The sequence below is a fragment of the Pseudocitrobacter cyperus genome (assembly GCF_039889165.1).
Lineage (GTDB): Bacteria > Pseudomonadota > Gammaproteobacteria > Enterobacterales > Enterobacteriaceae > Pseudocitrobacter > Pseudocitrobacter cyperus.
In genome coordinates this window covers 361,279-382,433 of sequence record NZ_JAYMYY010000002.1, presented here as the reverse complement: position 1 = coordinate 382,433, position 21,155 = coordinate 361,279, and the positions used below count along the sequence as shown (strand labels likewise).

27 protein-coding genes and 1 tRNA gene are annotated in these 21,155 nt (G+C 53.8%); 24 read left to right on the top strand and 4 right to left on the bottom strand.

What is annotated here, in order from left to right; genetic code table 11:
* Position 1 precedes the first annotated feature (1 nt).
* From VSR74_RS10570 to VSR74_RS10505, 14 genes are all read left to right on the top strand, one after another.
* On the top strand, positions 2 to 1,972 hold the full coding sequence (locus VSR74_RS10570) for a replication endonuclease (RefSeq protein WP_347794696.1): 1,971 nt from the start codon (positions 2 to 4) through the stop codon (positions 1,970 to 1,972).
* A 139-nt stretch (positions 1,973 to 2,111) separates the two neighbouring features.
* Positions 2,112 to 2,552, top strand: a complete 441-nt coding sequence (locus VSR74_RS10565) for a DinI family protein (RefSeq protein WP_347794695.1) — start codon at positions 2,112 to 2,114, stop codon at positions 2,550 to 2,552.
* Between the two features lie 257 nt (positions 2,553 to 2,809).
* Complete coding sequence (locus tag VSR74_RS10560) at positions 2,810 to 3,013, top strand: tail protein X (RefSeq protein WP_347794694.1); 204 nt, start codon at positions 2,810 to 2,812, stop codon at positions 3,011 to 3,013.
* On the top strand, positions 3,004 to 3,225 hold the full coding sequence (locus VSR74_RS10555) for a phage holin family protein (protein ID WP_347794693.1): 222 nt from the start codon (positions 3,004 to 3,006) through the stop codon (positions 3,223 to 3,225). The genes VSR74_RS10560 and VSR74_RS10555 overlap by 10 nt, the downstream gene beginning before the upstream one ends.
* Positions 3,209 to 3,718 carry a lysozyme gene (locus tag VSR74_RS10550; RefSeq protein ID WP_347794692.1) on the top strand — a complete coding sequence of 170 codons (510 nt, stop codon included), beginning with the start codon at positions 3,209 to 3,211 and terminating at the stop codon, positions 3,716 to 3,718. The genes VSR74_RS10555 and VSR74_RS10550 overlap by 17 nt, the downstream gene beginning before the upstream one ends.
* Positions 3,715 to 4,128, top strand: a complete 414-nt coding sequence (gene lysB, locus VSR74_RS10545; protein ID WP_347794691.1) for an Rz-like lysis system protein LysB — start codon at positions 3,715 to 3,717, stop codon at positions 4,126 to 4,128. Before VSR74_RS10550 ends, lysB begins: the two co-directional genes overlap by 4 nt.
* A complete protein-coding gene (gene lysC / locus VSR74_RS10540) occupies positions 4,028 to 4,273 on the top strand; it encodes an Rz1-like lysis system protein LysC (RefSeq protein ID WP_347794690.1) in 246 nt (81 codons plus the stop codon). Before lysB ends, lysC begins: the two co-directional genes overlap by 101 nt.
* Positions 4,236 to 4,703 (top strand): phage tail protein, encoded by a 468-nt coding sequence (locus VSR74_RS10535; protein WP_347794689.1) that lies wholly within the window; start codon positions 4,236 to 4,238, stop codon positions 4,701 to 4,703. The genes lysC and VSR74_RS10535 overlap by 38 nt, the downstream gene beginning before the upstream one ends.
* A 138-nt stretch (positions 4,704 to 4,841) precedes the next feature.
* Entirely contained in the window at positions 4,842 to 5,477 is a 636-nt protein-coding gene (locus VSR74_RS10530) for a phage baseplate assembly protein V (protein ID WP_347794688.1), read from the top strand.
* The gene (locus VSR74_RS10525; protein WP_347794687.1) at positions 5,474 to 5,821 is read left to right on the top strand and encodes a GPW/gp25 family protein; all 348 of its coding nucleotides are present in this window, start codon (positions 5,474 to 5,476) and stop codon (positions 5,819 to 5,821) included. Before VSR74_RS10530 ends, VSR74_RS10525 begins: the two co-directional genes overlap by 4 nt.
* A gap of 4 nt (positions 5,822 to 5,825) precedes the next feature.
* Positions 5,826 to 6,734 carry a baseplate assembly protein gene (locus tag VSR74_RS10520; protein WP_347794686.1) on the top strand — a complete coding sequence of 303 codons (909 nt, stop codon included), beginning with the start codon at positions 5,826 to 5,828 and terminating at the stop codon, positions 6,732 to 6,734.
* Positions 6,727 to 7,338 (top strand): phage tail protein I, encoded by a 612-nt coding sequence (locus VSR74_RS10515; protein WP_347794685.1) that lies wholly within the window; start codon positions 6,727 to 6,729, stop codon positions 7,336 to 7,338. Before VSR74_RS10520 ends, VSR74_RS10515 begins: the two co-directional genes overlap by 8 nt.
* Complete coding sequence (locus VSR74_RS10510; protein ID WP_347794684.1) at positions 7,335 to 8,414, top strand: phage tail protein; 1,080 nt, start codon at positions 7,335 to 7,337, stop codon at positions 8,412 to 8,414. The genes VSR74_RS10515 and VSR74_RS10510 overlap by 4 nt, the downstream gene beginning before the upstream one ends.
* Positions 8,414 to 9,016 carry a tail fiber assembly protein gene (locus VSR74_RS10505; protein WP_347794683.1) on the top strand — a complete coding sequence of 201 codons (603 nt, stop codon included), beginning with the start codon at positions 8,414 to 8,416 and terminating at the stop codon, positions 9,014 to 9,016. Before VSR74_RS10510 ends, VSR74_RS10505 begins: the two co-directional genes overlap by 1 nt.
* A gap of 197 nt (positions 9,017 to 9,213) precedes the next feature.
* Here the strand turns inward: VSR74_RS10505 and VSR74_RS23310 are convergent, their stop codons facing one another.
* Entirely contained in the window at positions 9,214 to 9,549 is a 336-nt protein-coding gene (locus tag VSR74_RS23310) for a gp53-like domain-containing protein (RefSeq protein WP_459349922.1), read from the bottom strand.
* A 126-nt stretch (positions 9,550 to 9,675) separates the two neighbouring features.
* Between VSR74_RS23310 and VSR74_RS10500 the strand changes: the two genes are divergently transcribed.
* The 9 genes from VSR74_RS10500 (at position 9,676) to VSR74_RS10460 (ending at position 16,477) form a co-directional block, all read left to right on the top strand.
* The gene (locus tag VSR74_RS10500) at positions 9,676 to 10,257 is read left to right on the top strand and encodes a recombinase family protein (RefSeq protein ID WP_347794682.1); all 582 of its coding nucleotides are present in this window, start codon (positions 9,676 to 9,678) and stop codon (positions 10,255 to 10,257) included.
* 61 nt (positions 10,258 to 10,318) lie between these two features.
* Positions 10,319 to 11,509 carry a phage tail sheath protein gene (locus tag VSR74_RS10495; RefSeq protein WP_347794681.1) on the top strand — a complete coding sequence of 397 codons (1,191 nt, stop codon included), beginning with the start codon at positions 10,319 to 10,321 and terminating at the stop codon, positions 11,507 to 11,509.
* A gap of 12 nt (positions 11,510 to 11,521) precedes the next feature.
* Complete coding sequence (locus tag VSR74_RS10490) at positions 11,522 to 12,040, top strand: phage major tail tube protein (protein ID WP_347794680.1); 519 nt, start codon at positions 11,522 to 11,524, stop codon at positions 12,038 to 12,040.
* A gap of 59 nt (positions 12,041 to 12,099) precedes the next feature.
* Positions 12,100 to 12,381 carry a phage tail assembly protein gene (locus VSR74_RS10485; protein WP_347794679.1) on the top strand — a complete coding sequence of 94 codons (282 nt, stop codon included), beginning with the start codon at positions 12,100 to 12,102 and terminating at the stop codon, positions 12,379 to 12,381.
* Between the two features lie 32 nt (positions 12,382 to 12,413).
* The gene (locus VSR74_RS10480; protein ID WP_347794678.1) at positions 12,414 to 12,533 is read left to right on the top strand and encodes a GpE family phage tail protein; all 120 of its coding nucleotides are present in this window, start codon (positions 12,414 to 12,416) and stop codon (positions 12,531 to 12,533) included.
* Positions 12,526 to 14,565, top strand: coding sequence for a phage tail tape measure protein (locus VSR74_RS10475; protein ID WP_347794677.1), 2,040 nt, complete (start codon positions 12,526 to 12,528; stop codon positions 14,563 to 14,565). Before VSR74_RS10480 ends, VSR74_RS10475 begins: the two co-directional genes overlap by 8 nt.
* A complete protein-coding gene (locus VSR74_RS10470) occupies positions 14,565 to 15,026 on the top strand; it encodes a phage tail protein (protein WP_347794676.1) in 462 nt (153 codons plus the stop codon). The genes VSR74_RS10475 and VSR74_RS10470 overlap by 1 nt, the downstream gene beginning before the upstream one ends.
* A gap of 2 nt (positions 15,027 to 15,028) precedes the next feature.
* Positions 15,029 to 16,195, top strand: a complete 1,167-nt coding sequence (locus VSR74_RS10465) for a contractile injection system protein, VgrG/Pvc8 family (RefSeq protein WP_347794675.1) — start codon at positions 15,029 to 15,031, stop codon at positions 16,193 to 16,195.
* A gap of 63 nt (positions 16,196 to 16,258) precedes the next feature.
* Positions 16,259 to 16,477 carry an ogr/Delta-like zinc finger family protein gene (locus tag VSR74_RS10460; RefSeq protein ID WP_347794674.1) on the top strand — a complete coding sequence of 73 codons (219 nt, stop codon included), beginning with the start codon at positions 16,259 to 16,261 and terminating at the stop codon, positions 16,475 to 16,477.
* A gap of 83 nt (positions 16,478 to 16,560) precedes the next feature.
* Here VSR74_RS10460 and VSR74_RS10455 read toward each other — a convergent pair.
* A tRNA-Ile gene (locus VSR74_RS10455) sits at positions 16,561 to 16,636 on the bottom strand.
* Positions 16,637 to 16,761: 125 nt separating this feature from the next.
* Here VSR74_RS10455 and mug point away from each other — a divergent pair.
* Positions 16,762 to 17,268, top strand: a complete 507-nt coding sequence (gene mug, locus VSR74_RS10450) for a G/U mismatch-specific DNA glycosylase (RefSeq protein ID WP_347794673.1) — start codon at positions 16,762 to 16,764, stop codon at positions 17,266 to 17,268.
* Positions 17,269 to 17,325: 57 nt separating this feature from the next.
* On the opposite strand, the gene rpoD is transcribed toward mug, so the two are convergent.
* Together rpoD and dnaG are read right to left on the bottom strand one after the other, a co-directional pair.
* Positions 17,326 to 19,167 carry an RNA polymerase sigma factor RpoD gene (gene rpoD / locus VSR74_RS10445; protein WP_347794672.1) on the bottom strand — a complete coding sequence of 614 codons (1,842 nt, stop codon included), beginning with the start codon at positions 19,165 to 19,167 and terminating at the stop codon, positions 17,326 to 17,328.
* A 155-nt stretch (positions 19,168 to 19,322) separates the two neighbouring features.
* A complete protein-coding gene (gene dnaG, locus VSR74_RS10440) occupies positions 19,323 to 21,068 on the bottom strand; it encodes a DNA primase (protein ID WP_347794671.1) in 1,746 nt (581 codons plus the stop codon).
* Between the last annotated feature and the right edge of the window lie 87 nt (positions 21,069 to 21,155).

Here is a 21,155-nt window from a genome sequence, read left to right as displayed (position 1 = left end):
ATTGGCTGATTCGTTCGCTTATCCGTGGAATGCCCCTCACCCGGCTATCGCCAGCCCCTATCTGACTCATGGGCAACAGCAACGCCGCGACCGACTGTTCGCGGCGTTGCTGCGCGCGAGAAAAATGCTTTCTCTTCAGCCCGCATGTGTGCGGCATGAGGTTTATCACACCGTGGATGCGCTGGAGCAACATCAGGGCAGTCTGCGGGCCAATGCCTTTTTGATTCGCTTTTGCCGGAAGGCTTTACCGCGCCTGGAACGGGTTGCCGAAAAATATCAGTGCGCCGGTATCAGTCGCGATGTTTCCGCCGCGGTATTTGGCGGGCATTTCGATACTCAACTGCTGCAATATCTGGCATCACGCATGGTCAATATGGTTGCCCGATATAACCGGCTCCCGGATATGTCGCGCGCCGATATTGACCTGCTGGCCGCGGATATCGCGAATTTCATTCGTGGTGAACTGGCGACTATTGCTGACAGCGAGGCCGAACTTAAAACGCTGTACAGTTTGTACGTGCGCGCCGGTCATATTTCCCTGCAATTCAACGTGACCCCACCACACTGGGAGCGGGTGACGAAGAAGTTTGCCTCCGGGGATGAGATAGCTCCGGCGGTGATGCGTATGTTTAATGAGCTCTGGTGGCGTGGCCGTCTGCGGCGTATTGCTGCGGCCTGGCGCGAACACTTGCAAATTGCCATTGGCAACGTCAGCAAGATAAAACAGGCCTACGCGAGTAAAAAATGCGTTGCCGACTGGCGCGAACAGAAGCGCCGCACGCGCGAGTTTCTCAAAGGCCTGGAGCTTGAAGACGAAGAGGGGAACCGTATCAGCCTGATTGATAAATACGACGGCTCGGTCGCGAATCCTGCGATCCGCCGCTGTGAACTGATGACCCGCATTCGTGGCTTTGAAAATATCTGTAATGAACTTGGTTATATCGGCGAGTTTTACACCTTAACCGCACCGTCGAAATATCACGCAACAACTAACGTGGGCTACCGTAACAGCAAATGGAACGGCTCCAGCCCCTCGGACACGCAACGTTATCTTACCAGCCTGTGGGCTCGCATCCGGGCGAAGCTGCATCGTGAAGGCATTCGTATTTTTGGTATCCGCGTTGCCGAACCGCATCACGACGCAACTCCTCACTGGCATATGCTGATGTTTATGCTGCCTGAAGATGCCCGGCGTGTGCGCCGCATTATTTGCGATTATGCATGGGAGGAAGACCGCGACGAATTGAAAAGCGAGAAAGCCCGAAAAGCCCGTTTTCACGCTGAAGCGATTGACCCGGAGAAGGGGAGCGCCACCGGTTATGTTGCGAAATACATTTCCAAAAATATCGATGGCTATGCGCTTGAGGGGGAAATCGATGATGAAAGCGGTGAACTGCTGAAAAAGAGCGCGATTGCGGTTTCAGCATGGGCGGCGCGCTGGCATATCCGTCAGTTTCAGTTTATCGGCGGCGCGCCGGTGACGGTCTATCGCGAGTTGCGCCGTCTGGTTGATACCACCGCGGCGCGTGGCCTGAGCGTGGAATTTGCCGCCGTCCAGGATGCCGCTGACGCCGGTGACTGGGCGGGTTATGTCAATGCGCAGGGCGGGCCATTCGTGCGCCGTGACGATTTACAGGTGCGCACGCTGTATGAAGCGCGCGATGCGCTTAACCAGTATGGCGAGGAGATAGTCTCCATCCGTGGGGTGTACGATGCCATCGTTGGCGCGGGGACGCCCATCTTAACCCGGCTGAAACAGTGGAAAATTGTGCCGAAACGCGCCGCTGATCTTCAGGATGGTTTTGCCGCCTCTTGGAGTTCTGTCAATAACTGTACGGGGGAGGAAAGCTGCCCACCGGTGACTGATTTATCAAAACCGCTGAACCGGCGAGAGCGAAGAGCATTAACTCGCTGGCTCAGGGAAAACGCACCGGTCATACAGAGAAAATCCTTAATTGAACTACGGCCTTAGCGACATCTCAGGGAGAGGATACGCTTTAATATTCATCCATATCATGTACATACACAGGCGCCTTTCCTGTTTTTTTCTTCCCTCTCTTTGCCAATACGTGCTACTGTATATTTATACAGTATCTCGTAGGGGAGGTTGTGTGGATAGAGAGTTAAACGAGCAAGTCATGATCGAGCGGGTCGAGATGATTGCGCGTCTGACGGCCGAAGGGGCCTGTCAGGAAAGGGATCGTGAAATTGCGTTAAATTTAATTGCCGAGATTGCGAGAGGAAACCTAATGAAAAATAATTCATTTTCTGTCGTTTTCTCTGCAACCCCTGTTGAACAACGAATGAAAAAAAGGGGAGAGGTTAGAGTATGTATAACCTTAGATAGCGAGCAGTTGATCGCACAGCCGGTTGTGGAAGCTTTTCAGTGTGAGCTAACGCGGCGAATACAGTCCGTTTTCCCTTCCACCCGGGTCATCGTTAAAAAGGGATCGATGACGGGGGTAGAACTGATGGGATTTGACAGTGATTCCGACAGGGAAGCGCTTGACTCTATTCTTCAGGAAGTCTGGGAAGATGAGAGCTGGCGCTAACGCCTGATGTCTGTAAAAAGTGACCCCACGCGATGCTGTGTGGGGTTTTTCCTCCGAAGTGCCTCCCGAACACCCTCCAACAAACTGCCACCCCCGCGCAGCACCCGCTAAACACCGACACTCTCTTTCTCTATGCCCTTTCTCATTGCGGACTCTGCGTTGTTTCAACCGCTGCACACCCCTGAGCGATGGCTGGTGGGGCAATGAATCGGGATACTGGTTCAGAACAAAACATGATGCATTGCGGAGCAAATCTGATGAATGTGATTGCACATCAGGGCGACACGCTTGATGCCCTGTGTTATCGCCATTACGGGCGAACGGAAGGCGTTGTTGAGGCCGTATTGCTGGCGAATCCTGGTCTTGCCGAACAGGGGGTGATTTTGCCACACGGCACGACGGTCAACCTGCCTGAGGTGGATACGGCGGCCGTTGCCCAGAGCGTGAACCTGTGGGACTGACGGTGGATAAAATTGCGACATTCCTGACGTACTGGATGTCCGTGGTACTGGCCTTTTTTGGCTCGCAAACCCCGGAGCGGCTGGCGCTGTATGTCGGTATGGGGTGCGCCATTTTTACTGCGCTGGTCAATTTTTGGTATCAGCACAAGCGATACCGCTACCTCATTTCACCGGGAGACGGGGAGGGGAAAAGCCGTGGCCTCGATCGTTAAAAAATGCAGCGTGGCTGCCGTACTGACGCTTGCCGCGTTCGTCCCCGACTTTCATTTACTACGTACTTCGCCCGATGGTCTGGCTCTGATAGCCGATCTGGAAGGTTGTCGGCTGCGCCCGTATCAGTGCAGCGCGGGGGTCTGGACATCGGGAATTGGCCATACCGCTGGGGTGGTCGCGAAACAGGATATTACCGAGCGTAAAGCCGCGGTGAATCTGGTCTCGGACGTTCTCAACGTCGAAAAGACGCTGGCTGCCTGCATACCCGTTGATATGCCGCAGCCGGTCTATGACGCGTTGGTCAGCTTTGCGTTTAACGTCGGTTCCGGCGCCGCTTGCCGCTCCACGCTGGCTTTTTACCTGAACCGCCAGCAGTGGTCTCAGGCGTGCGGGCAACTCACTCGCTGGGTGTTTGTGAACGGGGTCAGGAGCCGCGGGCTTGAGAACCGTCGTGAACGTGAACGAGCCTGGTGCATGGCGGGGGTGAAATGAACATGCGGCTGATGTTGCTCATGCTGGTGGCCATTTCGACTGGAATGCTGATTTATAAAAACGCCTCGCTTGCTCGCGCGCTATCTCAGGCCAATCGCGAGGCCGAAGTACAAGGGCAATTAATCAGGACGCTGCAAAAACAGTTACGCATCGCCGGTGAGATGAGTGCTGAAAAGGAGCAGGCCCAGGTTGCCCTGCGAGAAAGGCTTGATTCCGCCAGCGCTCGGGCGCAGCGAAGAGAGCAAACCGTAACGAGGTTACTGCGTGAGAATGAAACGCTTCGCCGCTGGTACGGCGCTGATTTGCCTGATGCTGTGCGCAGGTTGCACCGGCGTGAGGCCTGCGCCAGCGCCGCTAATTGTTTACAACGCCTGCCCGAAGGTCAGCCTGTGCCCGATGCCGGGCAGTGATCCCCGAACTAACGGCGACCTGAGTGCTGATATTCGCCAGCTTGAAAGCGCGCTGGAACGCTGTGCGCTTCAGGTTGAATCTATCAAATCCTGTCAGGATAACATCGATGTACAAGCCAAAGAGTCTACGTACCGCTTTAACTGAAGCTGTTCCCTTGCTGCAAACCAACCCGGAGAAGCTCACGCTTTCTGTCGAAAGTGGAAATGTTGCCTCCACCCTTGCTGCCTCACTGTCGTTTGAAAATCAGTACACGCTTAAATTGACGATTGCAGATTTTGTTGACGATCTATCGACAATTTTTGTCCCTATCCAGGCCTGGCTGCGCATCCACCAGGCCGACATGATGGCAACGCAACCCGGGCGTAAACATGGCTTTACCTATTCTGCTGCGCTGAATGACAACGGCAGCGCCGAACTTACCATCAGCCTGCAACTGACCGAGCGAACGCTGGTGAGCGAAGTGGAGGGTGAGTTGCGGGCTGAATATGCGCCTGAGCCACAGCCTGCTGAACCCGTAACCAGGCCGATGCAGTTGTATGTGCACGGTGAGCTGGTGAGTGAATGGTATGAGTAGGCGACAACCTGGCAATAGCGGTCGTTCGGCAGCCTTATGCCGATACACTCGCCTGAAAAAGCGCGCGGCGCGTTGTGCCAGCCGCGTTCAAACCCGCAGCCGTTGCTGCGCTGAGCCACGAACGGCATCCTTTTTACTATGAATACTTTCTCAGCTCTTCAGGATATTTCGCGCTTATTGCGCAACATGATTCGTACGGGTGTGGTGGTCGATATCGACCTGGCCGCCGGGCGCTGTCGCGTACAGAGCGGAGGCATTGTTACCGACTGGCTACAGTGGCTGACGCAGCGTGCCGGCCACTCGCGCACATGGTGGGCTCCCTCTGTTGATGAGCAGGTTTTGCTGCTTTCCGTCGGCGGGGAGCTTGATACTGCGTTCGTGCTGCCGGGTATTTTTTCCGATGATAACCCGGCGCCATCGGTTTCTGCGGACGCGCTGCACATCACTTTCCCTGACGGTGCTGTCCTTGAGTATGAACCCGAGAACAGCGCGCTGACGGTTAGCGGCATCAAAACCGCCAACATCACGGCGTCCGATTCACTGACCGCCACGGTACCGACGGTGCTGATTAAAGCCGCGACCAGCATCACGCTGGATACGCCGCATGTGATTTGTACCAGCAAACTGACCACCGCGACGCTTGAAGTGCAGAGTGGAGGGACGATGAGCGGGAACATTGAACATGGCGGTGGATCGCTCACCTCTAATGGAAAAGTCCTGCACAGCCATAAACACCCTGGTGACAGCGGCGGGACAACCGGAGAACCACTATGACAACACGTTACATCGGGATGAGCCGGGAGACCGGGCGAGCCATTACCGACGGCTACCATATTCGTCAGAGCGTCAGCGATATTTTGCGTACCCCGGTGGGCTCGCGGGTTATGCGTCGTGAGTATGGCTCTGAGCTTTTCTCTCTGATCGATATGCCGCAAAGCGCTGCGCTGACCCTGCAAATCATGAGCGTCTGCTATATGGCGCTGCTGAAATGGGAGCCGCGAATCCGCATTAGCGCCCTGAGCATCGAGCGCCAGTTTGATGGTCAGATGATCGTTGAACTGGACGCGGAGACCAAAGAGACCGGCGAGAGCCTTTCGTTAACTATTCCTGTGAGTTGAATCTATGGCATCCATTGATCTTAGCCAGCTTCCCGCCCCCGACGTGGTGGAGACGCTGGATTTCGAAACTATCCTCACTGAGCGCAAGGCAACGCTGATATCGCTGTTCCCGGAAGAGCAGCAGGACGCAGTGGCGCGAACGTTGGCGCTGGAGTCGGAACCGCTGGTGAAATTCCTTGAGGAGAACGCCTATCGCGAAGTGATCTGGCGCCAGCGGGTAAATGAAGCGGCAAAGGCGGTGACGCTGGCCTATGCCGGGGATAACGACCTTGACGTGATGGCGGCAAACAACAACACCAAACGTCTGACGATTACCCCCGCGGACAATTCCACCATCCCGCCGACGCCGGCGGAAATGGAGTCGGATACGGATTTACGCATGAGAGCGCAGCAGGCATTTGAGGGACTCAGCGTCGCGGGGCCGGTCGGCGCGTATGAGTACCATGGGCGAAGCGCCGATGGCCGGGTGGCGGATATTTCTGTTGAAAGCCCCACTCCTGCAAGTGTGACTATCTCGGTGCTTTCGCGCGAGGGAGACGGCACAGCGCCGGATGACCTGCTGGCGATTGTTGAAAAGGCGTTGAGCGCTGAAGAAGTTCGTCCGGTTGGCGACAGAGTCACGGTGCGGAGTGCTGAAATTGTACCGTACCAGATTGACGCCACCCTCTACTTTTACCCCGGGCCGGAAGCCGGGCCGATTCGTCAGGCCGCAGAGGAAAAACTGCGTTCTTACATCAGTTCACAACAGCGCTTAGGTCGGGATATTCGCCAGTCGGCTATTTATGCCGCACTGCATGTCGAAGGCGTGCAGCGTGTCGAACTGGCTGAACCACAGGCTGACATCGTACTTAATCAGTATCAGGCATCCTATTGCTCTGCCTATACCCTCACTTCAGGGGGCACGGATGAGTGATCGTCGGCTATTGCCTGTAGGCTCCTCACCCCTGGAAGTCGCGGCGGCGAAAGCGGCCAGTGAGATCGAGCGAGTACCGGTACCGTTGCGAACCCTGTGGAACTGGCGAACCTGTCCGGTAGCCCTGTTGCCTTATTTGGCATGGGCGTTGTCCGTTGATCGGTGGGATGAGAACTGGCCGGAAGCAACCAAGCGCAACGTAATCTCATCGTCATTTTACGTACACCAGCACAAAGGCACCATTAGCGCATTGCGGCGTGTCGTCGAGCCGCTGGGCTATCTGATTGAGGTGAAAGAATGGTGGGAGCTTGATGAAGAGCCTGGCACCTTTCGCCTCGTGGTGGGGGTTCTCGATACCGGTATTACCGATGAAATGTACCTGGAACTGGAGCGCCTGATTGACGGGGCGAAACCTGCCAGCCGACACCTGACCGGGCTGGCAATCAGCCTGAGCACGAGTGGTGATGCCTTTGTGGGCGCCTGCTGCTATGACGGCGATTTATTAACGATTTATCCCTTCACTACTGATGAAATTGTGGTTGGTGGTGATATTTATCCGGCTTCGGCCATCCATTTAATTGACAACCTGCGAGTGAGCGCATGACAACGAAATATTTTGCCACCCTAACCAATCAGGGCGCGGCGCGACTGGCAAACGCGACCGCGCTTGGCACCAAACTTAATATTACGCAGATGGCCGTCGGCGATGCAAACGGCACACTGCCGACGCCCGATCCGGCACAAACCTCGCTAATCCATCAGACGCGCATTGCCGCTATCAACTCTCTTAGCGTTGACGAAAATGATGCAGGCCAGATTATTGCCGAACAAATCATTCCGGAAAATGAGGGCGGCTTTTTTATCCGTGAAATTGGTCTGTTTGATGACGACGGTATTCTGATTGCCATTGCCAACTGCCCGGAGACCTACAAACCTTTGCTGGCCGAAGGGAGCGGCCGAACGCAGACCATTCGCATGATTCTGGTCGTATCCAGCACGTCGGCGATCACCCTGAAAATCGATCCCTCGGTGGTGCTGGCAACCCGGAAGTATGTCGATGATAAAGCGATCGAGGTGAAGGGCTACGCTGATGGTCTTATGGAAAAGCATCTGGCAGAAGCGAACCCCCATAAACAATACCCGCTGATCGCTAATGCGCTTAAAGAAATGGCTGATGCTGGAGTGGTTGGTGAGGTTCTTAAAAACCTTGGTTTGGGAGAAGGCTCTGCTTTGCCGGTTGGCGTACCCATTCCATGGCCGACAGCTACACCGCCTGCTGGTTGGCTCAAATGCAACGGAGCCGCGTTCACCGCCTCCCAGTATCCTAAGCTGGCACTGGCCTATCCGGATCTGAAACTTCCAGACCTGCGGGGGGAGTTTATTCGTGGATGGGATGACGGACGCGGGGTTGATACTGCACGTTCGCTGCTTTCTGCGCAGGGAGGTACTTATATCGGGGTTGACTGGAATAATGACACGCAGGCAACGGTTGTATTAGCAACAGCAACTGCTTATGACCTTAGCCCATTCCAAGGGGATAAATCACCATCCACAACCGCATTACAGTCTCAGACAATTACAGGTAGTACAGCTATGAATAAATTGAATGTTGACTCTGGCAACTCCGTTGTCAGCCGTCCGCGCAATATCGCATTTAATTATATTGTAAGGGCTGCATAATGACTAAAGCGATACTGAATAATAAAGGTACTGCCACAAAAGCAGGTGATATTACTGTTTACAATTATGATTGTGAGACGCGCGAATATCTTTCTTCTACGGTTGAATACTTACCCGTTGGTGTGGGCATTCCTGCGAATTCATGCACTGACGCGCCTGCCGAAAGCAAAGAAGGTTACGCCATTTGCCGGACTGAAAATTTTACCGCCTGGGAATACGTCGCCGATCACCGTGGCGAAATTGTTTACAGCACTAATACAGGTGAAGCGGTTGCCGTCAATGTACCAGGAGATTACCCGGCGGACGCCACCACGCTGGCACCCGTCACGCCTTACGATACCTGGAATGGTAGCGAGTGGGTGACGGATACGGAAGCGCAGCACGCTGCGGACGTGGAAGCGGCGGAGCAACAGAAAGCGGCGCTACTGCTTGAGGCGAAGGCAACGATCAGTCTCTGGCAGACAGAACTACAGTTAGGGATTATCAGTGATGAAGATAAAGTCAGCCTTATCGAGTGGCTGACTTATATTAAGCGGCTGCAAGCTGTTGACACATCTACAGCTCCGGGGACTAACTGGCCGATGTCTCCGGGCCGTAAATAATCTCAGCCCATGCGGGTAGACCATAACTACCCGCAACCCTCATCATTCCGTCTGGTGGTTCCCCCACGTATTCGTTAAATACCTCATCTGGTATCTCTATTGCATCACCAGGCAATGTGCCAGCTTGTTCATAACGGCGCATAAACTCAGCCAGGAAGAATGTATTCATAGATGGGCTATATTTGTTTTGCATAAAATTAGCTCCCGATTGCGATATAACGGACGTAGCACGGTGAAACATCGGTTCGTAAGGTGACAGTCCCAGTGGAGGTATTAAAATTTAGCTTCTGCACAACAACCTGAAACGTCGAAACGGTTTTCGGTGTGGCAGCACCAAAAGCAATCGCGCCTGTTGTTGAAGCATCGTCGTGGGTTATCACTACTTGAGACAACCTTGCAGGAAACGAAAATGGCAAAGTTACCACGCCAATTTCATTATTTCTGATGGTTGTGGCTCTTCCATACTGCACGATAGTGCCATCCGGTAAGGAAAAGTATCCGTTATCTCCCTTTGCTGATGTGAAAAAGGACATATCGGGGATTTGATTAGCGCCAGCACCGACGCTCCGTTTGGCAGCCTCCCCCAAACCAAGGTTTTTACGACAAACTCTCCATCTGGTTTACTGCCCTGACGTATTTTTAAACCTGAAGGAGATCACGTGCTCATCGGCTATGTAAGAGTGTCAACAAATGAACAAAACACAGATTTACAGCGCAGCGCGCTGTTGTGCGCAGGATGTGAGCAGATTTTTGAGGATAAAATCAGCGGGACAAAAGCGCAGCGCCCCGGTTTAAGAAAGGCCCTGAGGTCGATGAAAGCGGGTGATACGCTTGTGGTCTGGAAGCTGGACAGGCTCGGGCGATCTATGCGCAACCTGGTGTTGCTTATCGAGGAGTTAAAAAGCCAGGGCATACACTTTAAAAGCCTGACCGACTCGATTGATACCAGTACCGCCATGGGACGTTTTTTCTTTCATGTTATGGGGGCGCTTGCTGAGATGGAGCGCGAGTTGATTGTCGAACGCACTCGGGCGGGGCTTGCCGCAGCCCGCGCTCAGGGGCGAATAGGCGGGCGCCGACCAAAACTGACCCCGGAACAATGGCTGCAAATCGGCCGGCTGCTTGAGAAAGGGCATCGTCGCGCGGAACTGGCTCGCATTTATGATATCTCTGAAAAAACGCTCTATAAGCGCTATCCGGCGCATTCGCTTGTTGTCTCATCCGTAACAAAACGGGCATAAATAGCCTCGTTGCGGCGCACGTCCGACAATATCACTCACCCCAACCAACGGAGTTAAACGGATGAGTGATTACCATCATGGCGTGCAGATTGTCGAAATTAATGACGGCACCCGCACCATTTCAACAGTATCAACGGCTGTGGTCGGTATGGTTTGTACCGCCAGCGATGCCGATGTCGACATGTTCCCGCTCAATAAGCCGGTTCTGATTACCAACCCACAAAGCGCGATAGCCAAAGCCGGCACTAAGGGCACCCTGGCGAAATCCCTGGAGGCTATCGCCAACCAGTCTAAGCCGGTTGTTGTCGTTGTCCGCGTCGAAGAGGGCGCCGGTGAAGATGAAGAAGCGGCTCAGGCGCAAACCATCTCGAATATCATCGGCACAACCGATGAAAATGGTCAGTATACCGGTCTGAAAGCGCTGTTAACGGCCCAGGCTGTGGTCGGCGTTAAGCCCCGTATTCTTGGCGTTCCAGGGCTTGATAGCCAGGAGGTCGCGACTGCGCTGGTTTCTGTTGCACAGAAACTGCGTGCTTTCGCCTATGTCAGCGCATGGGGCTGTAAGACCATTTCCGATGCCATCGCGTATCGCGAAAACTTCAGTGCGCGTGAACTGATGATTATCTGGCCTGATTTTCTTGGCTGGGATACGACGGCGAATGCGACAACCCCTTGTTATGCAACAGCCATTGCGCTGGGTCTGCGCGCCAAAATTGACAACGACACCGGCTGGCACAAAACGCTGTCCAATGTGGGTGTTAATGGCGTCACCGGCGTGAGCGCATCCGTCTTCTGGGATCTGCAGGAGTCCGGTACCGATGCAGACCTGCTAAACGAAGCCGGGATCACGACGCTTATCCGTGCCGATGGTTTCCGCTTCTGGGGCAACCGCAACTGCTCTGATGACCTGCTGTTCCAGTTCGAAAACTATACCCGTACTGCGCAAATTATCGCTGACACGATGGCGGAAGGTCATATGTGGGCGGTGGATAAGCCGGTAACCGCCGTTCTGATTCGCGACATTATTGATGGCATCAACGCCAAATTCCGCGAACTGAAAAGCGGTGGTTACATCATCGATGCCAGTTGCTGGTTTGATGAAGAAGCCAATGACGCCGATACGCTAAAAGCGGGCAAGCTGTTCATTGACTACGACTACACGCCAGTGCCACCTCTCGAAAATCTGACCTTACGCCAGCGCATTACTGACAAGTACCTGGCGAACCTGGTCTCATCCGTCAACAGCAAATAAGGATCCTGAATAATGGCATTACCGCGCAAGCTTAAACTGATGAATCTGTTCATCGACGGGGTGAGTTATCTCGGTGTCGTGCAGTCCGTTACGCTGCCGAAATTGACCCGCAAGCTGGAAAATTATCGTGGCGGCGGCATGAATGGCGCTGCGCCAATTGACTTCGGCCTGGATGATGATGCGCTGTCGGCAGAGATCTCCCTCGGCGGGTTCCCGGATGACGCTATCTGGTCTCTGTATGCGGCCACCGGCTCTGCGGCCGTACCGCTACGTTTTGCCGGCTCCTATCAGCGTGATGATACGGGCGAAACCGTACCCGTTGAAGTGGTGCTTCGGGGACGTCAAAAAGAGATTGATCTTGGTGAAGCCAAACAGGGTGAAGAAACCGAGTCGAAAATCTCGCTGGCGTGTACCTATTTCAAACTGACGATGAACGGCAGCGAGCTGATTGAAATCGACACTGTCAATCTCATCGAAAAAGTGAACGGCACTGACATGCTGGAAGCGCATCGCCAGAACATCGGCCTGTAACGACCTTCCCGGTCAGCATGGCTGGCCGGGAGATTTATGATGATTTAAGAGAGAGTTCTATGGAAACGCGTAACGAAAATAGTGTTGTGCTGAACAACCCGATTAAACGTGGTGAACAGATTATCAGTGAAGTCATGCTGTTACAGCCCGTCGCCGGAACCCTGCGTGGCGTTAGCCTGGCATCGGTTGCCAATTCTGACGTTGATGCGCTGATTAAAGTGCTGCCGCGAATGACCACTCCGTCTCTGACCGAGCAGGAAGTTTCCGCCATGGCGCTGCCTGACCTGCTGACATTTGCTGGCAAGGTGGTTGGTTTTTTGTCAGCGAACTCGGCAGCCTGAATTTCTCTAAGAATTTAACGGTTGACGATCTGATGGCGGATATTGCGGTGATTTTTCACTGGCCGCCATCAGAGCTCTTCCCGATGAGTCTGACCGAACTTATCAACTGGCGCGAAAAGGCGCTACAGCGAAGCGGAAACACCAATGAGTAATACCTCCAAACTCGAAGTGCTGCTGAAAGCTGTTGACCTGGCGACCCGACCCTTTAAGTCTGTTCAGGCGGCGAGCCAGTCGCTGTCTGAAAATATTCTCACCACGCAACAGACTTTGCATGATTTGAATGGTCAGGCGTCAAAAATCGATGGTTTTCGTCAATCCAGCGCGGAGCTGGTGGTGACGGGGCTGTCGCTTCAGCAGGCAAAGCAGCAGGCGGCCGCGCTGGCCATACAGTTAAAAAATACGCAGGCCCCCACGGAAGGGCAGACCCGCGCCATGATGGATGCCAGGAAAAATGCGGCGGATTTACAACGTCAGTATGACGCGCTTCGTCTGTCCGTACAGCAGCAGCGCCTGGCGCTTAGCCAGGCAGGAATTAACACCCGCAAGCTGTCCGCGGACGATTTACGCCTGAAGAATAGTATTAGTGAAACCACCGCTCATCTTGGACAGCAGCGTGAGGCGCTGGCGCGGGTGAGTGCGCAGCAGGACAAACTTAACAGCGTTAAGAGACGCTATCAGGCAGGTAAAGATATTGCCGGCAGAGTGACGGCATTCGGTACGGCGGCGGCCAACGCAGGGGCTGCGGGCGCGCGGGCAAGCGTTAAGCTTTTGAGTCCCGGATACGTGTTCGCGCAGAAAAGTGCACAGTTACAGGCCACCCTCGGTGTAGCAAAAGATTCAGAAGACATGGTTGGGCTACGCAAACAGGCGCGTCAGCTCGGCGACGCTTCTCCGGTGTCTGCGGTCGGGGTTATCAGCGCTCAGTTGAGCCTTGCCAGAGCAGGCGGATCAGCCTCTACCATTCAGGAGGTAACACCAACCCTGCTGGCGATGTCGCAGGTAAACAACCGTTCCCTGGATGATAACGCCAGCGCACTCATCGCGTTGCACAAGAACCCGCCGCTTTCCGGCGAGAGTGTTGCGCATATTGCTGAAGCCGATGCGGTAGTCAGGGGGACAAACGCTCCTGTCACGGTACCGGTTATTACCGCACAGGCCGATGCTTCGCAGGATACGCTGAGCGGTGATATCAAACGATTTCAGTCTGCCTATGCGGCAATTGGAATCGATTTGTTTGCCCGGCAGGAAACATCGTTGCGAAGTCTGGTCACGACGGCGACCGACTTGGTTGTTCAGCTTGATAGCTGGTTGCAGAAAAATCAGGGTGTTGCGACAACGCTCTCTTATATCGCTACTGTCGGCCCCGCGGTTCTGGGCGTGGTGGGGAACATTGCTATCGCAGCCGGGCAGACGATTGGCGCAATTAACCTGATTGTCACGGCGGCGAGTACCGCAGGCGCCCTGTTTACGACGGTTTGCTCCGGCATTATCACCGCGATTGGTGCTATCACCTGGCCTGTGCTGGCCATTGCTGCGGCAGTAGTGGCGGGAGCATTACTCATTCGCACCTACTGGGAGCCCATCAGCGCTTTCTTTACCGGCGTGGTTGAGGGAGTGATGCGTGCTTTTGCGCCGATTGGTGAAATGTTTGCACCGCTGGCACCTCTCTTTGCGGCGCTGGGCGAGAAGTTGAATGGCGTCAGGCAGTGGTTTAACGAGCTGATTACGCCAGTCCAGTATACCCAGGAGGCACTGAATAACTGTCGTGACGTTGGCGTGTTGTTTGGTCAATCGCTGGCCGATGCGCTACTGCTTCCGCTTAATGCGTTTAATAAGCTGCGTAGCGGCATTGATTGGGTGTTACAGAAACTTGGCATTATTGACAAAGCCTCCAGTACGCTAGACCAGACGGCGCTAAAAACTAACGCACTTATGCAAAGCGACAGTGACGCGCCTCAAATCAGTCAAAACGGGGCTTATCAGCGCTATCAGCCTGTGCTCACACCGGCAGGGCGTTCCTATGTTGACCAGAGCAGGAGTGAATTTCATATCACTGTGTCTGCAGAGAGTGCGGCAGCAGACAGCCAGTTAAGTAACAAAATCAAAAGCGAGCTGGAGCAGTGGGAGCAATCCCGGCGTACCCGTCAGTTCTCGGGTCTGAATTATGATTTAGGAGGTTATTAATGATGCTTGCGCTGGGGTTATTTGTTTTTATGCGTCAGACGCTCCCCTATCAGACTATGCAGCGCGATTCGGCGTATAACTGGGGGATGAATAACCGGATCGGAACCCGTCCTGCCTACCAGTTTATTGGGCCTGGTAGTGATACGGTTGCGCTCAGCGGCGATCTCTATCCCGAGTTGACGGGCGGCCGCATCTCGATGCAGGCCCTGTATCTGATGGCCGAGCAGGGGCGAGCGTGGCCGCTCATCTCTGGCTCCGGCTTTATCTACGGTATGTTCGTTATCAGTAAGGTTTCCGAAACCGGAACCGAGTTTTACTCTGATGGTTCGCCACGCAAAATCAGCTTTAACCTGACGCTCACCCGCGTTGATGAATCGCTTGCGACGATGTATGGCGATATCGGAGAGCAGGTTAAGGGGCTGGCCGGCAAAGCGTCCGATCTGTTATCGGCGGGGGCATAAAGATGGTTAATATCATTACCGGTGAAGGCGCCACAATAACCCCCGGCTTTATGCTGAAGATGGGGGAGAGGGACATTACCTCTAACATTCACCAGCGTCTGATTAGCCTCACCATGACCGATGAGAAGGAGTTTCAGGCAGATACCCTGGTCATTGAGCTTGATGATACGGATGGATTGCTCGAACTCCCGGAGCGTGGGGTAGTTGTGAGTCTCTATCTTGGCTGGCAGGGCTCGGCATGGTTAGGTAAAGGCACTTTTATTGTGGATCAGGTTTCCCACCAGGGCGCGCCAGATAGAGTCACTATCACGGCGCGTAGCGCTGATTTTCGGCAGAAGTTTAGTATTGCTTATGAAGAGTCCTGGCATGACACCACCCTCGGCGCTATCGTCAATACCATCGCTGCGCGCAATAACCTGGAGGCGAGCGTCGCCGAGTCACTGGCAGGCATCGCTGTTTCTCATATTGATCAGTCGAAGGAGTCCGACGCCGCCTTTCTGACCCGTCTCGCCTCGCTTAACGGTGGGATTGTGTCAGTAAAAAATGGCCGGTTGCTGGTGCTAAAGGCCGGTAGCGCAACGAATGCCAGCGGGCAGACGCTACCGGAACGAACCATTCTGCGCCGTTCCGGCGATAGCCACCGGTTCTCCATTTCGGATCGCACATCTTATACAGGCGTCATAGCCCACTGGCTGGATACGAAAAACCCTAAGCAGAACGCGCAAATCAACGTTGAGCGTAAAGCGAAATCACAGAGCGCTCCGGTGGTTCAGCATCCGAATGCCGCGAGTGCGCAGGCGTCGCCTCAATCTCAGAAAGGACAGGATACGCCGTATGCTGAGTATATGGCGGGCGCCCCCGCGAATCCTTTCACGCTGAAGACCGTATTTTCGAGTCAGGCGCAGGCCAAACAGGCCGCAGAGGCGAGATGGAGACAACTGCAGCGCAGAGTCGTTGAGTTTTCTATTACCCTTGCCGTGGGGGATGAGAGTTTCTGTCCGGAAATGAGCGTGAGAGTGTCGGGCTTTAAAAAAGTCATTGATGAGCAGCGGTGGATAGTCAGTAAGGTTACTCATAAGCTCGATCAGAATGGTTTTGTGACGACGGTCGCGCTGGAGGTCAATAACGCCGATATCGAGTACGTCATTGAGGAGACTAATGCTAAATAATCTTCACAATAAGTGAGTTTTAATTTATTATTAATTCACTTTTTGTGAATGTCGAGGTTCAATATGTTTCATTGCCCAAAATGTCAGCACGTAGCACATGCTCGTACCAGCCGTTATCTGAGTGAAAATACGAAAGAACGCTACCACCAGTGCACCAACATTAGCTGCAGTTGTACGTTTGTTACTATGGAAGCGGTGGATCGCTTTATTTCGGTGCCCGGTGCAATCCTGCAGGAAGCATCGTCCGCAAAACCGAAAGGGCAGCGCCCTACACATGGCTGAAATCCCAGCGCGATACCTGACAAGCTGATACAAAAAAGCCACTCTTTCGAGTGGCTTAATTATATGATTTTGAATCAAAAATTTGGTGGCCCCTGCTGGACTTGAACCAGCGACCAAGCGATTATGAGTCGCCTGCTCTAACCACTGAGCTAAGGGGCCGTGGCGGAGGATTATAAAGTAACTGCGGTTTACAATCCAGTTGTAACCGAACGTCTGCTGTTTTTATAAACAACGTATTTTCAATTCGTTATAATGGTCACATGAGCCATTTATCAGAGAACATCATGGTTAAGGATATTATCGCCCCAGGTTTGCGGGTGGTGTTTTGTGGCATCAACCCTGGCTTATCCTCCTCTTCACTTGGTTTTCCCTTTGCCCATCCGGCAAATCGGTTCTGGAAAGTGCTGCATCTGGCCGGGTTTACCGATAGACAGCTTAAGCCGGAAGAGGCCGATCATCTGCTCGATTTTCGCTGTGGAGTGACGAAACTGGTCGACCGCCCAACGGTGCAGGCGAACGAGGTGAAGCGCCAGGAGCTGCGCGATGGTGGCCGGGCACTGGTAAGCAAAATCGAAGCATATCAGCCGGCGGCGCTGGCGATATTAGGTAAACAGGCTTTTGAGCAAGGTTTTAGCCAGCGAGGAACCTCATGGGGGAAGCAGGAACTGACGATTGGCGATACGCAGATATGGGTGCTGCCGAACCCGAGCGGGCTGAGCCGCATAACGACGGATAAGCTGGTGGAAGCCTATAAAGAGCTGGATCAGGTGCTGGTGTTACGGGGGCGTTGAGGCTGTAAATCCCCATAAAAAAAGCTCCCCGCAGGGAGCTTGTTACGTTTACCGCGATTAATCGTCCAGGAAGCTACGCAGCACTTCAGAGCGGCTCGGGTGACGCAGTTTACGCAGCGCCTTCGCTTCGATCTGACGGATACGTTCGCGGGTAACATCGAACTGTTTACCCACTTCTTCCAGCGTGTGGTCGGTGTTCATGTCGATACCGAAACGCATACGCAGCACTTTCGCTTCACGCGCAGTCAGGCCAGCCAGCACGTCGTGCGTTGCCGCACGCAGGCTTTCGGTGGTCGCAGAATCCAGCGGCAACTCAAGGGTGGTATCCTCGATGAAATCACCCAGATGCGAATCTTCATCGTCGCCGATTGGCGTTTCCATGGAGATAGGCTCTTTAGCGATTTTCAGCACTTTACGGATTTTGTCTTCCGGCATCAGCATGCGTTCAGCCAGCTCTTCCGGCGTCGGTTCACGGCCCATCTCTTGCAGCATCTGGCGAGAAATACGGTTGAGTTTGTTGATGGTCTCAATCATATGCACCGGAATACGGATGGTGCGCGCCTGATCCGCGATAGAGCGGGTGATTGCCTGACGGATCCACCAGGTTGCATAGGTGGAGAACTTGTAACCACGACGATATTCAAACTTATCAACCGCTTTCATCAGGCCGATGTTACCTTCCTGAATCAGGTCGAGGAACTGCAGGCCGCGGTTGGTGTATTTCTTGGCGATAGAAATTACCAGACGTAAGTTCGCTTCAACCATCTCTTTCTTCGCACGGCGGGCTTTCGCTTCACCGATGGACATACGACGGTTGATATCTTTAACCTGCTCGATGGTCAGGCCGGTCTCTTCTTCAATCTGTTGCAGTTTCATCAGGCCGCGCTGGACGTCTTCTTTCACGTCGAGCAGCTTTTCAGACCACGGCTTGTTCATCGCGACAGCAGCGTTGAACCAGGTTTCGCTGGTTTCGTTACCGGTGAACAGAGTGATGAAGTTTTTCTTCGGCATTTTGCACTGTTCAACACACATCTTCATGATGATGCGTTCCTGGGTACGCACGCGATCCATCATGACGCGCATGCTGTTCACCAGGTAGTCGAACTGTTTCGGCACCAGACGGAACTGTTTGAAGACTTCAGACAGCTTCAGAATCTCTTCCTGGGCTGCGGCATGGCTACGGCCCTTCGCCTTGATGGTGTCGCGGGTCGTTTCGTACTGCGTGCGCAGTTCGGCAAATTTCTCGCGCGCCAGTTCAGGGTCGATGCTGTTGTCGTCATCGCTGCTGTCGTCGTCGTCCTCTTCATCTTCATCGTCGTCATCCATCTCTTCCTGAGAGAGTTCAGAACCAACGTGAGTTGCGGTCGGCGCTAAATCTTCTTCAGCGTTAGGATCGACGAAACCGGTGATGAGGTCTGACAGACGAGCCTCTTCTGCTTCCACGCGATCGTACTGTTCAAGCAGATAGGTGATCGCTTCCGGATATTCGGCAACGGAGCATTGAACCTGGTTGATCCCGTCTTCGATACGCTTAGCGATGTCAATTTCGCCTTCGCGGGTCAACAGTTCGACGGTACCCATTTCGCGCATATACATGCGCACCGGGTCAGTGGTGCGCCCGATTTCAGATTCTACGCTGGAAAGCACCTGTGCGGCGGCTTCTTCCGCATCTTCATCGGTGTTGTTCGATGTTTCAGCGAGCAACAGGTCATCGGCATCCGGTGCTTCTTCCATCACCTGAATGCCCATGTCGTTGATCATTTGGATGATGTCTTCGATCTGATCGGAGTCGACGATATCTTCCGGCAGATGGTCATTGACCTCGGCATAGGTCAGATAGCCTTGCTCCTTACCACGTTGGACAAGAAGCTTAAGCTGTGACTGCGGGTTTTGCTCCATAAGACGGTATCCACACTTATTTCATGAGATTGGTGTCGGTCGGCGAAACAAGCCGCCAACAGAGTGTAACGAGGACTTATTTATATTTTGCCGCTGCCCTTCACGCGGCTTTCGGGGGCTTCCCGAGTGATATTCGGCACTTAAGCCGTTCAATTCTATTTTTTGGCCAGTTCCTGGTTTAACGTCCAGAGTTCCCGGCGTTCCTCACTGCTGAGTCCGTGTGTGCGATCGCGAGCAATCAACTCTTCTTGTCTCAGAACCAGCAATGAGTCAAACATATGGTTGAGTGAGTCGGTGAACGTTTTTTCTGCAATATCCTTATCTGCTATATCGTCCCACATCGACAGTTTTTCAAGGGTCGCGGCTTCATTTGTGCCACGATATTGTTCCAGAAGTTGACCAGTGGTCAGTCCAGGCTGTGACAAACAAGTGTTGACCAGTTCTGCAAATAAGCCAAGTCCCGGCAGTTTTTTTGGATCCAGCCCAGTTAAGGGGGGAACCAACGGCGCGAGATCGGGGTTTTGCACCAGTAACCCTATCAGTATACGCATGGTCGTGCGTTTTAGCTGTGGTGCGGGGCGAACCACGCCGTTTTCTGCTTGTTTCGGCATTAAACGTTCAAGCTGGGCATCATCCAGAATCCCTAACTTGTTCCCCAGCTCCTGACGCAAATAGATGCGTAAGGTTTCGCCCGGTACCTGGCCGATGAGCGGCAGCGCCAGCGTGCTTAACTGCGCGCGCCCGTCCGGGGTGCTCAAATCGACCTGCGGCATCAGGCTGTTAAACAGAAACGTGGAGAGCGGTTGTGCCTGCTCCATCCGCGCTTCAAACGCCGCTTTACCCTCTTTACGCACCAGCGTATCCGGGTCTTCGCCGTCGGGCAGAAACATAAAGCGTAACTGACGCCCGTCGGTCATGTACGGCAGCGCTGTTTCCAGCGCGCGCCATGCGGCATCGCGTCCTGCACGGTCGCCGTCATAACAGCAGATGACGTTGTTCGTCACCCGGAACAGCAGTTGAATATGATCTGCTGTGGTTGAGGTGCCCAGCGAGGCGACGGCATAGTTAATGTCGTACTGCGCAAGAGCGACCACATCCATATAGCCTTCGACCACCAGTAATCGCTGGGGTTCAGCTTCTGTCTGCTGCGCTTCATAAAGGCCATATAGCTGACGGCCTTTATGGAAAATATCGGTTTCCGGGGAGTTGAGGTATTTCGGCAGGGCATCGCCCAGCACGCGTCCACCAAAACCAATCACCCGACCGCGTTTGTCGCGGATAGGGAACATGACGCGCTCGCGAAAGCGGTCATAGCTACGCCCTTGATCGTTTGTCACCAGCATGCCGGCGTCGATCAGCGCCTGGCGATTTTCGCTATTGCCACCAAAGCGTTTCAGGACGTTGTCCCAACCCGGAGGCGCATAACCAATCGCGAAACGGGATATTACTTCATTGCTGAGGCCACGCTTTTCCAGATACTGGCGCGCGGGGTCAGCGGCAGGGTTCATCAGGGATTGCTGATAAAACGCGTTGAGACCGTCCATCAGTTGATAGAGACTTTGCCGTTGATGGCGTTCTATCTGACTCGGCCCGTTGCCTGCTTCATATGGCACTTCAAGATTGTGCATGGCCGCCAGTTCTTCGACGGTTTCAACGAACTCGAGCTTGTCGTAGTTCATCAAAAAGTCGATGGCGTTGCCGTGCGCGCCACAGCCGAAGCAGTGGTAAAACTGTTTTTCACCGTTGACGGTGAAAGAGGGGGTTTTCTCGTTATGGAAAGGACAGCACGCGTGAAAGTTCTTGCCCTGCTTTTTCAGCTTCACTCGCGCATCGATCAAATCGATGATGTCGGTGCGTGCCAGCAGATCATTAATGAATACGCGCGGAATTCGTCCAGCCATAAGCCCCGTAGTTTTTAATGATGCTTAAACGAAAACAAGCCGCGCATTCCTTCCGGAAGCACGGCCTTGCAACTACTACTCGGTCTG

Bases quoted from the DNA above. Each gene is read 5' to 3' on its own strand.
- VSR74_RS10560 (WP_347794694.1), top strand. From the start codon at position 2,810: ATGAATGTGATTGCACATCAGGGCGACACGCTTGATGCCCTGTGTTAT.
- lysB (WP_347794691.1), top strand. From the start codon at position 3,715: ATGAACATGCGGCTGATGTTGCTCATGCTGGTGGCCATTTCGACTGGA.
- lysC (WP_347794690.1), top strand. From the start codon at position 4,028: ATGCTGTGCGCAGGTTGCACCGGCGTGAGGCCTGCGCCAGCGCCGCTA.
- VSR74_RS10535 (WP_347794689.1), top strand. From the start codon at position 4,236: ATGTACAAGCCAAAGAGTCTACGTACCGCTTTAACTGAAGCTGTTCCC.
- VSR74_RS10530 (WP_347794688.1), top strand. From the start codon at position 4,842: ATGAATACTTTCTCAGCTCTTCAGGATATTTCGCGCTTATTGCGCAAC.
- VSR74_RS10525 (WP_347794687.1), top strand. From the start codon at position 5,474: ATGACAACACGTTACATCGGGATGAGCCGGGAGACCGGGCGAGCCATT.
- VSR74_RS10520 (WP_347794686.1), top strand. From the start codon at position 5,826: ATGGCATCCATTGATCTTAGCCAGCTTCCCGCCCCCGACGTGGTGGAG.
- VSR74_RS10515 (WP_347794685.1), top strand. From the start codon at position 6,727: ATGAGTGATCGTCGGCTATTGCCTGTAGGCTCCTCACCCCTGGAAGTC.
- VSR74_RS10510 (WP_347794684.1), top strand. From the start codon at position 7,335: ATGACAACGAAATATTTTGCCACCCTAACCAATCAGGGCGCGGCGCGA.
- VSR74_RS10505 (WP_347794683.1), top strand. From the start codon at position 8,414: ATGACTAAAGCGATACTGAATAATAAAGGTACTGCCACAAAAGCAGGT.
- VSR74_RS23310 (WP_459349922.1), bottom strand. From the start codon at position 9,549: ATGTCCTTTTTCACATCAGCAAAGGGAGATAACGGATACTTTTCCTTA.
- VSR74_RS10495 (WP_347794681.1), top strand. From the start codon at position 10,319: ATGAGTGATTACCATCATGGCGTGCAGATTGTCGAAATTAATGACGGC.
- VSR74_RS10490 (WP_347794680.1), top strand. From the start codon at position 11,522: ATGGCATTACCGCGCAAGCTTAAACTGATGAATCTGTTCATCGACGGG.
- VSR74_RS10485 (WP_347794679.1), top strand. From the start codon at position 12,100: ATGGAAACGCGTAACGAAAATAGTGTTGTGCTGAACAACCCGATTAAA.
- VSR74_RS10480 (WP_347794678.1), top strand. From the start codon at position 12,414: ATGGCGGATATTGCGGTGATTTTTCACTGGCCGCCATCAGAGCTCTTC.
- VSR74_RS10475 (WP_347794677.1), top strand. From the start codon at position 12,526: ATGAGTAATACCTCCAAACTCGAAGTGCTGCTGAAAGCTGTTGACCTG.
- VSR74_RS10470 (WP_347794676.1), top strand. From the start codon at position 14,565: ATGATGCTTGCGCTGGGGTTATTTGTTTTTATGCGTCAGACGCTCCCC.
- VSR74_RS10465 (WP_347794675.1), top strand. From the start codon at position 15,029: ATGGTTAATATCATTACCGGTGAAGGCGCCACAATAACCCCCGGCTTT.
- VSR74_RS10460 (WP_347794674.1), top strand. From the start codon at position 16,259: ATGTTTCATTGCCCAAAATGTCAGCACGTAGCACATGCTCGTACCAGC.
- mug (WP_347794673.1), top strand. From the start codon at position 16,762: ATGGTTAAGGATATTATCGCCCCAGGTTTGCGGGTGGTGTTTTGTGGC.
- rpoD (WP_347794672.1), bottom strand. From the start codon at position 19,167: ATGGAGCAAAACCCGCAGTCACAGCTTAAGCTTCTTGTCCAACGTGGT.
- dnaG (WP_347794671.1), bottom strand. From the start codon at position 21,068: ATGGCTGGACGAATTCCGCGCGTATTCATTAATGATCTGCTGGCACGC.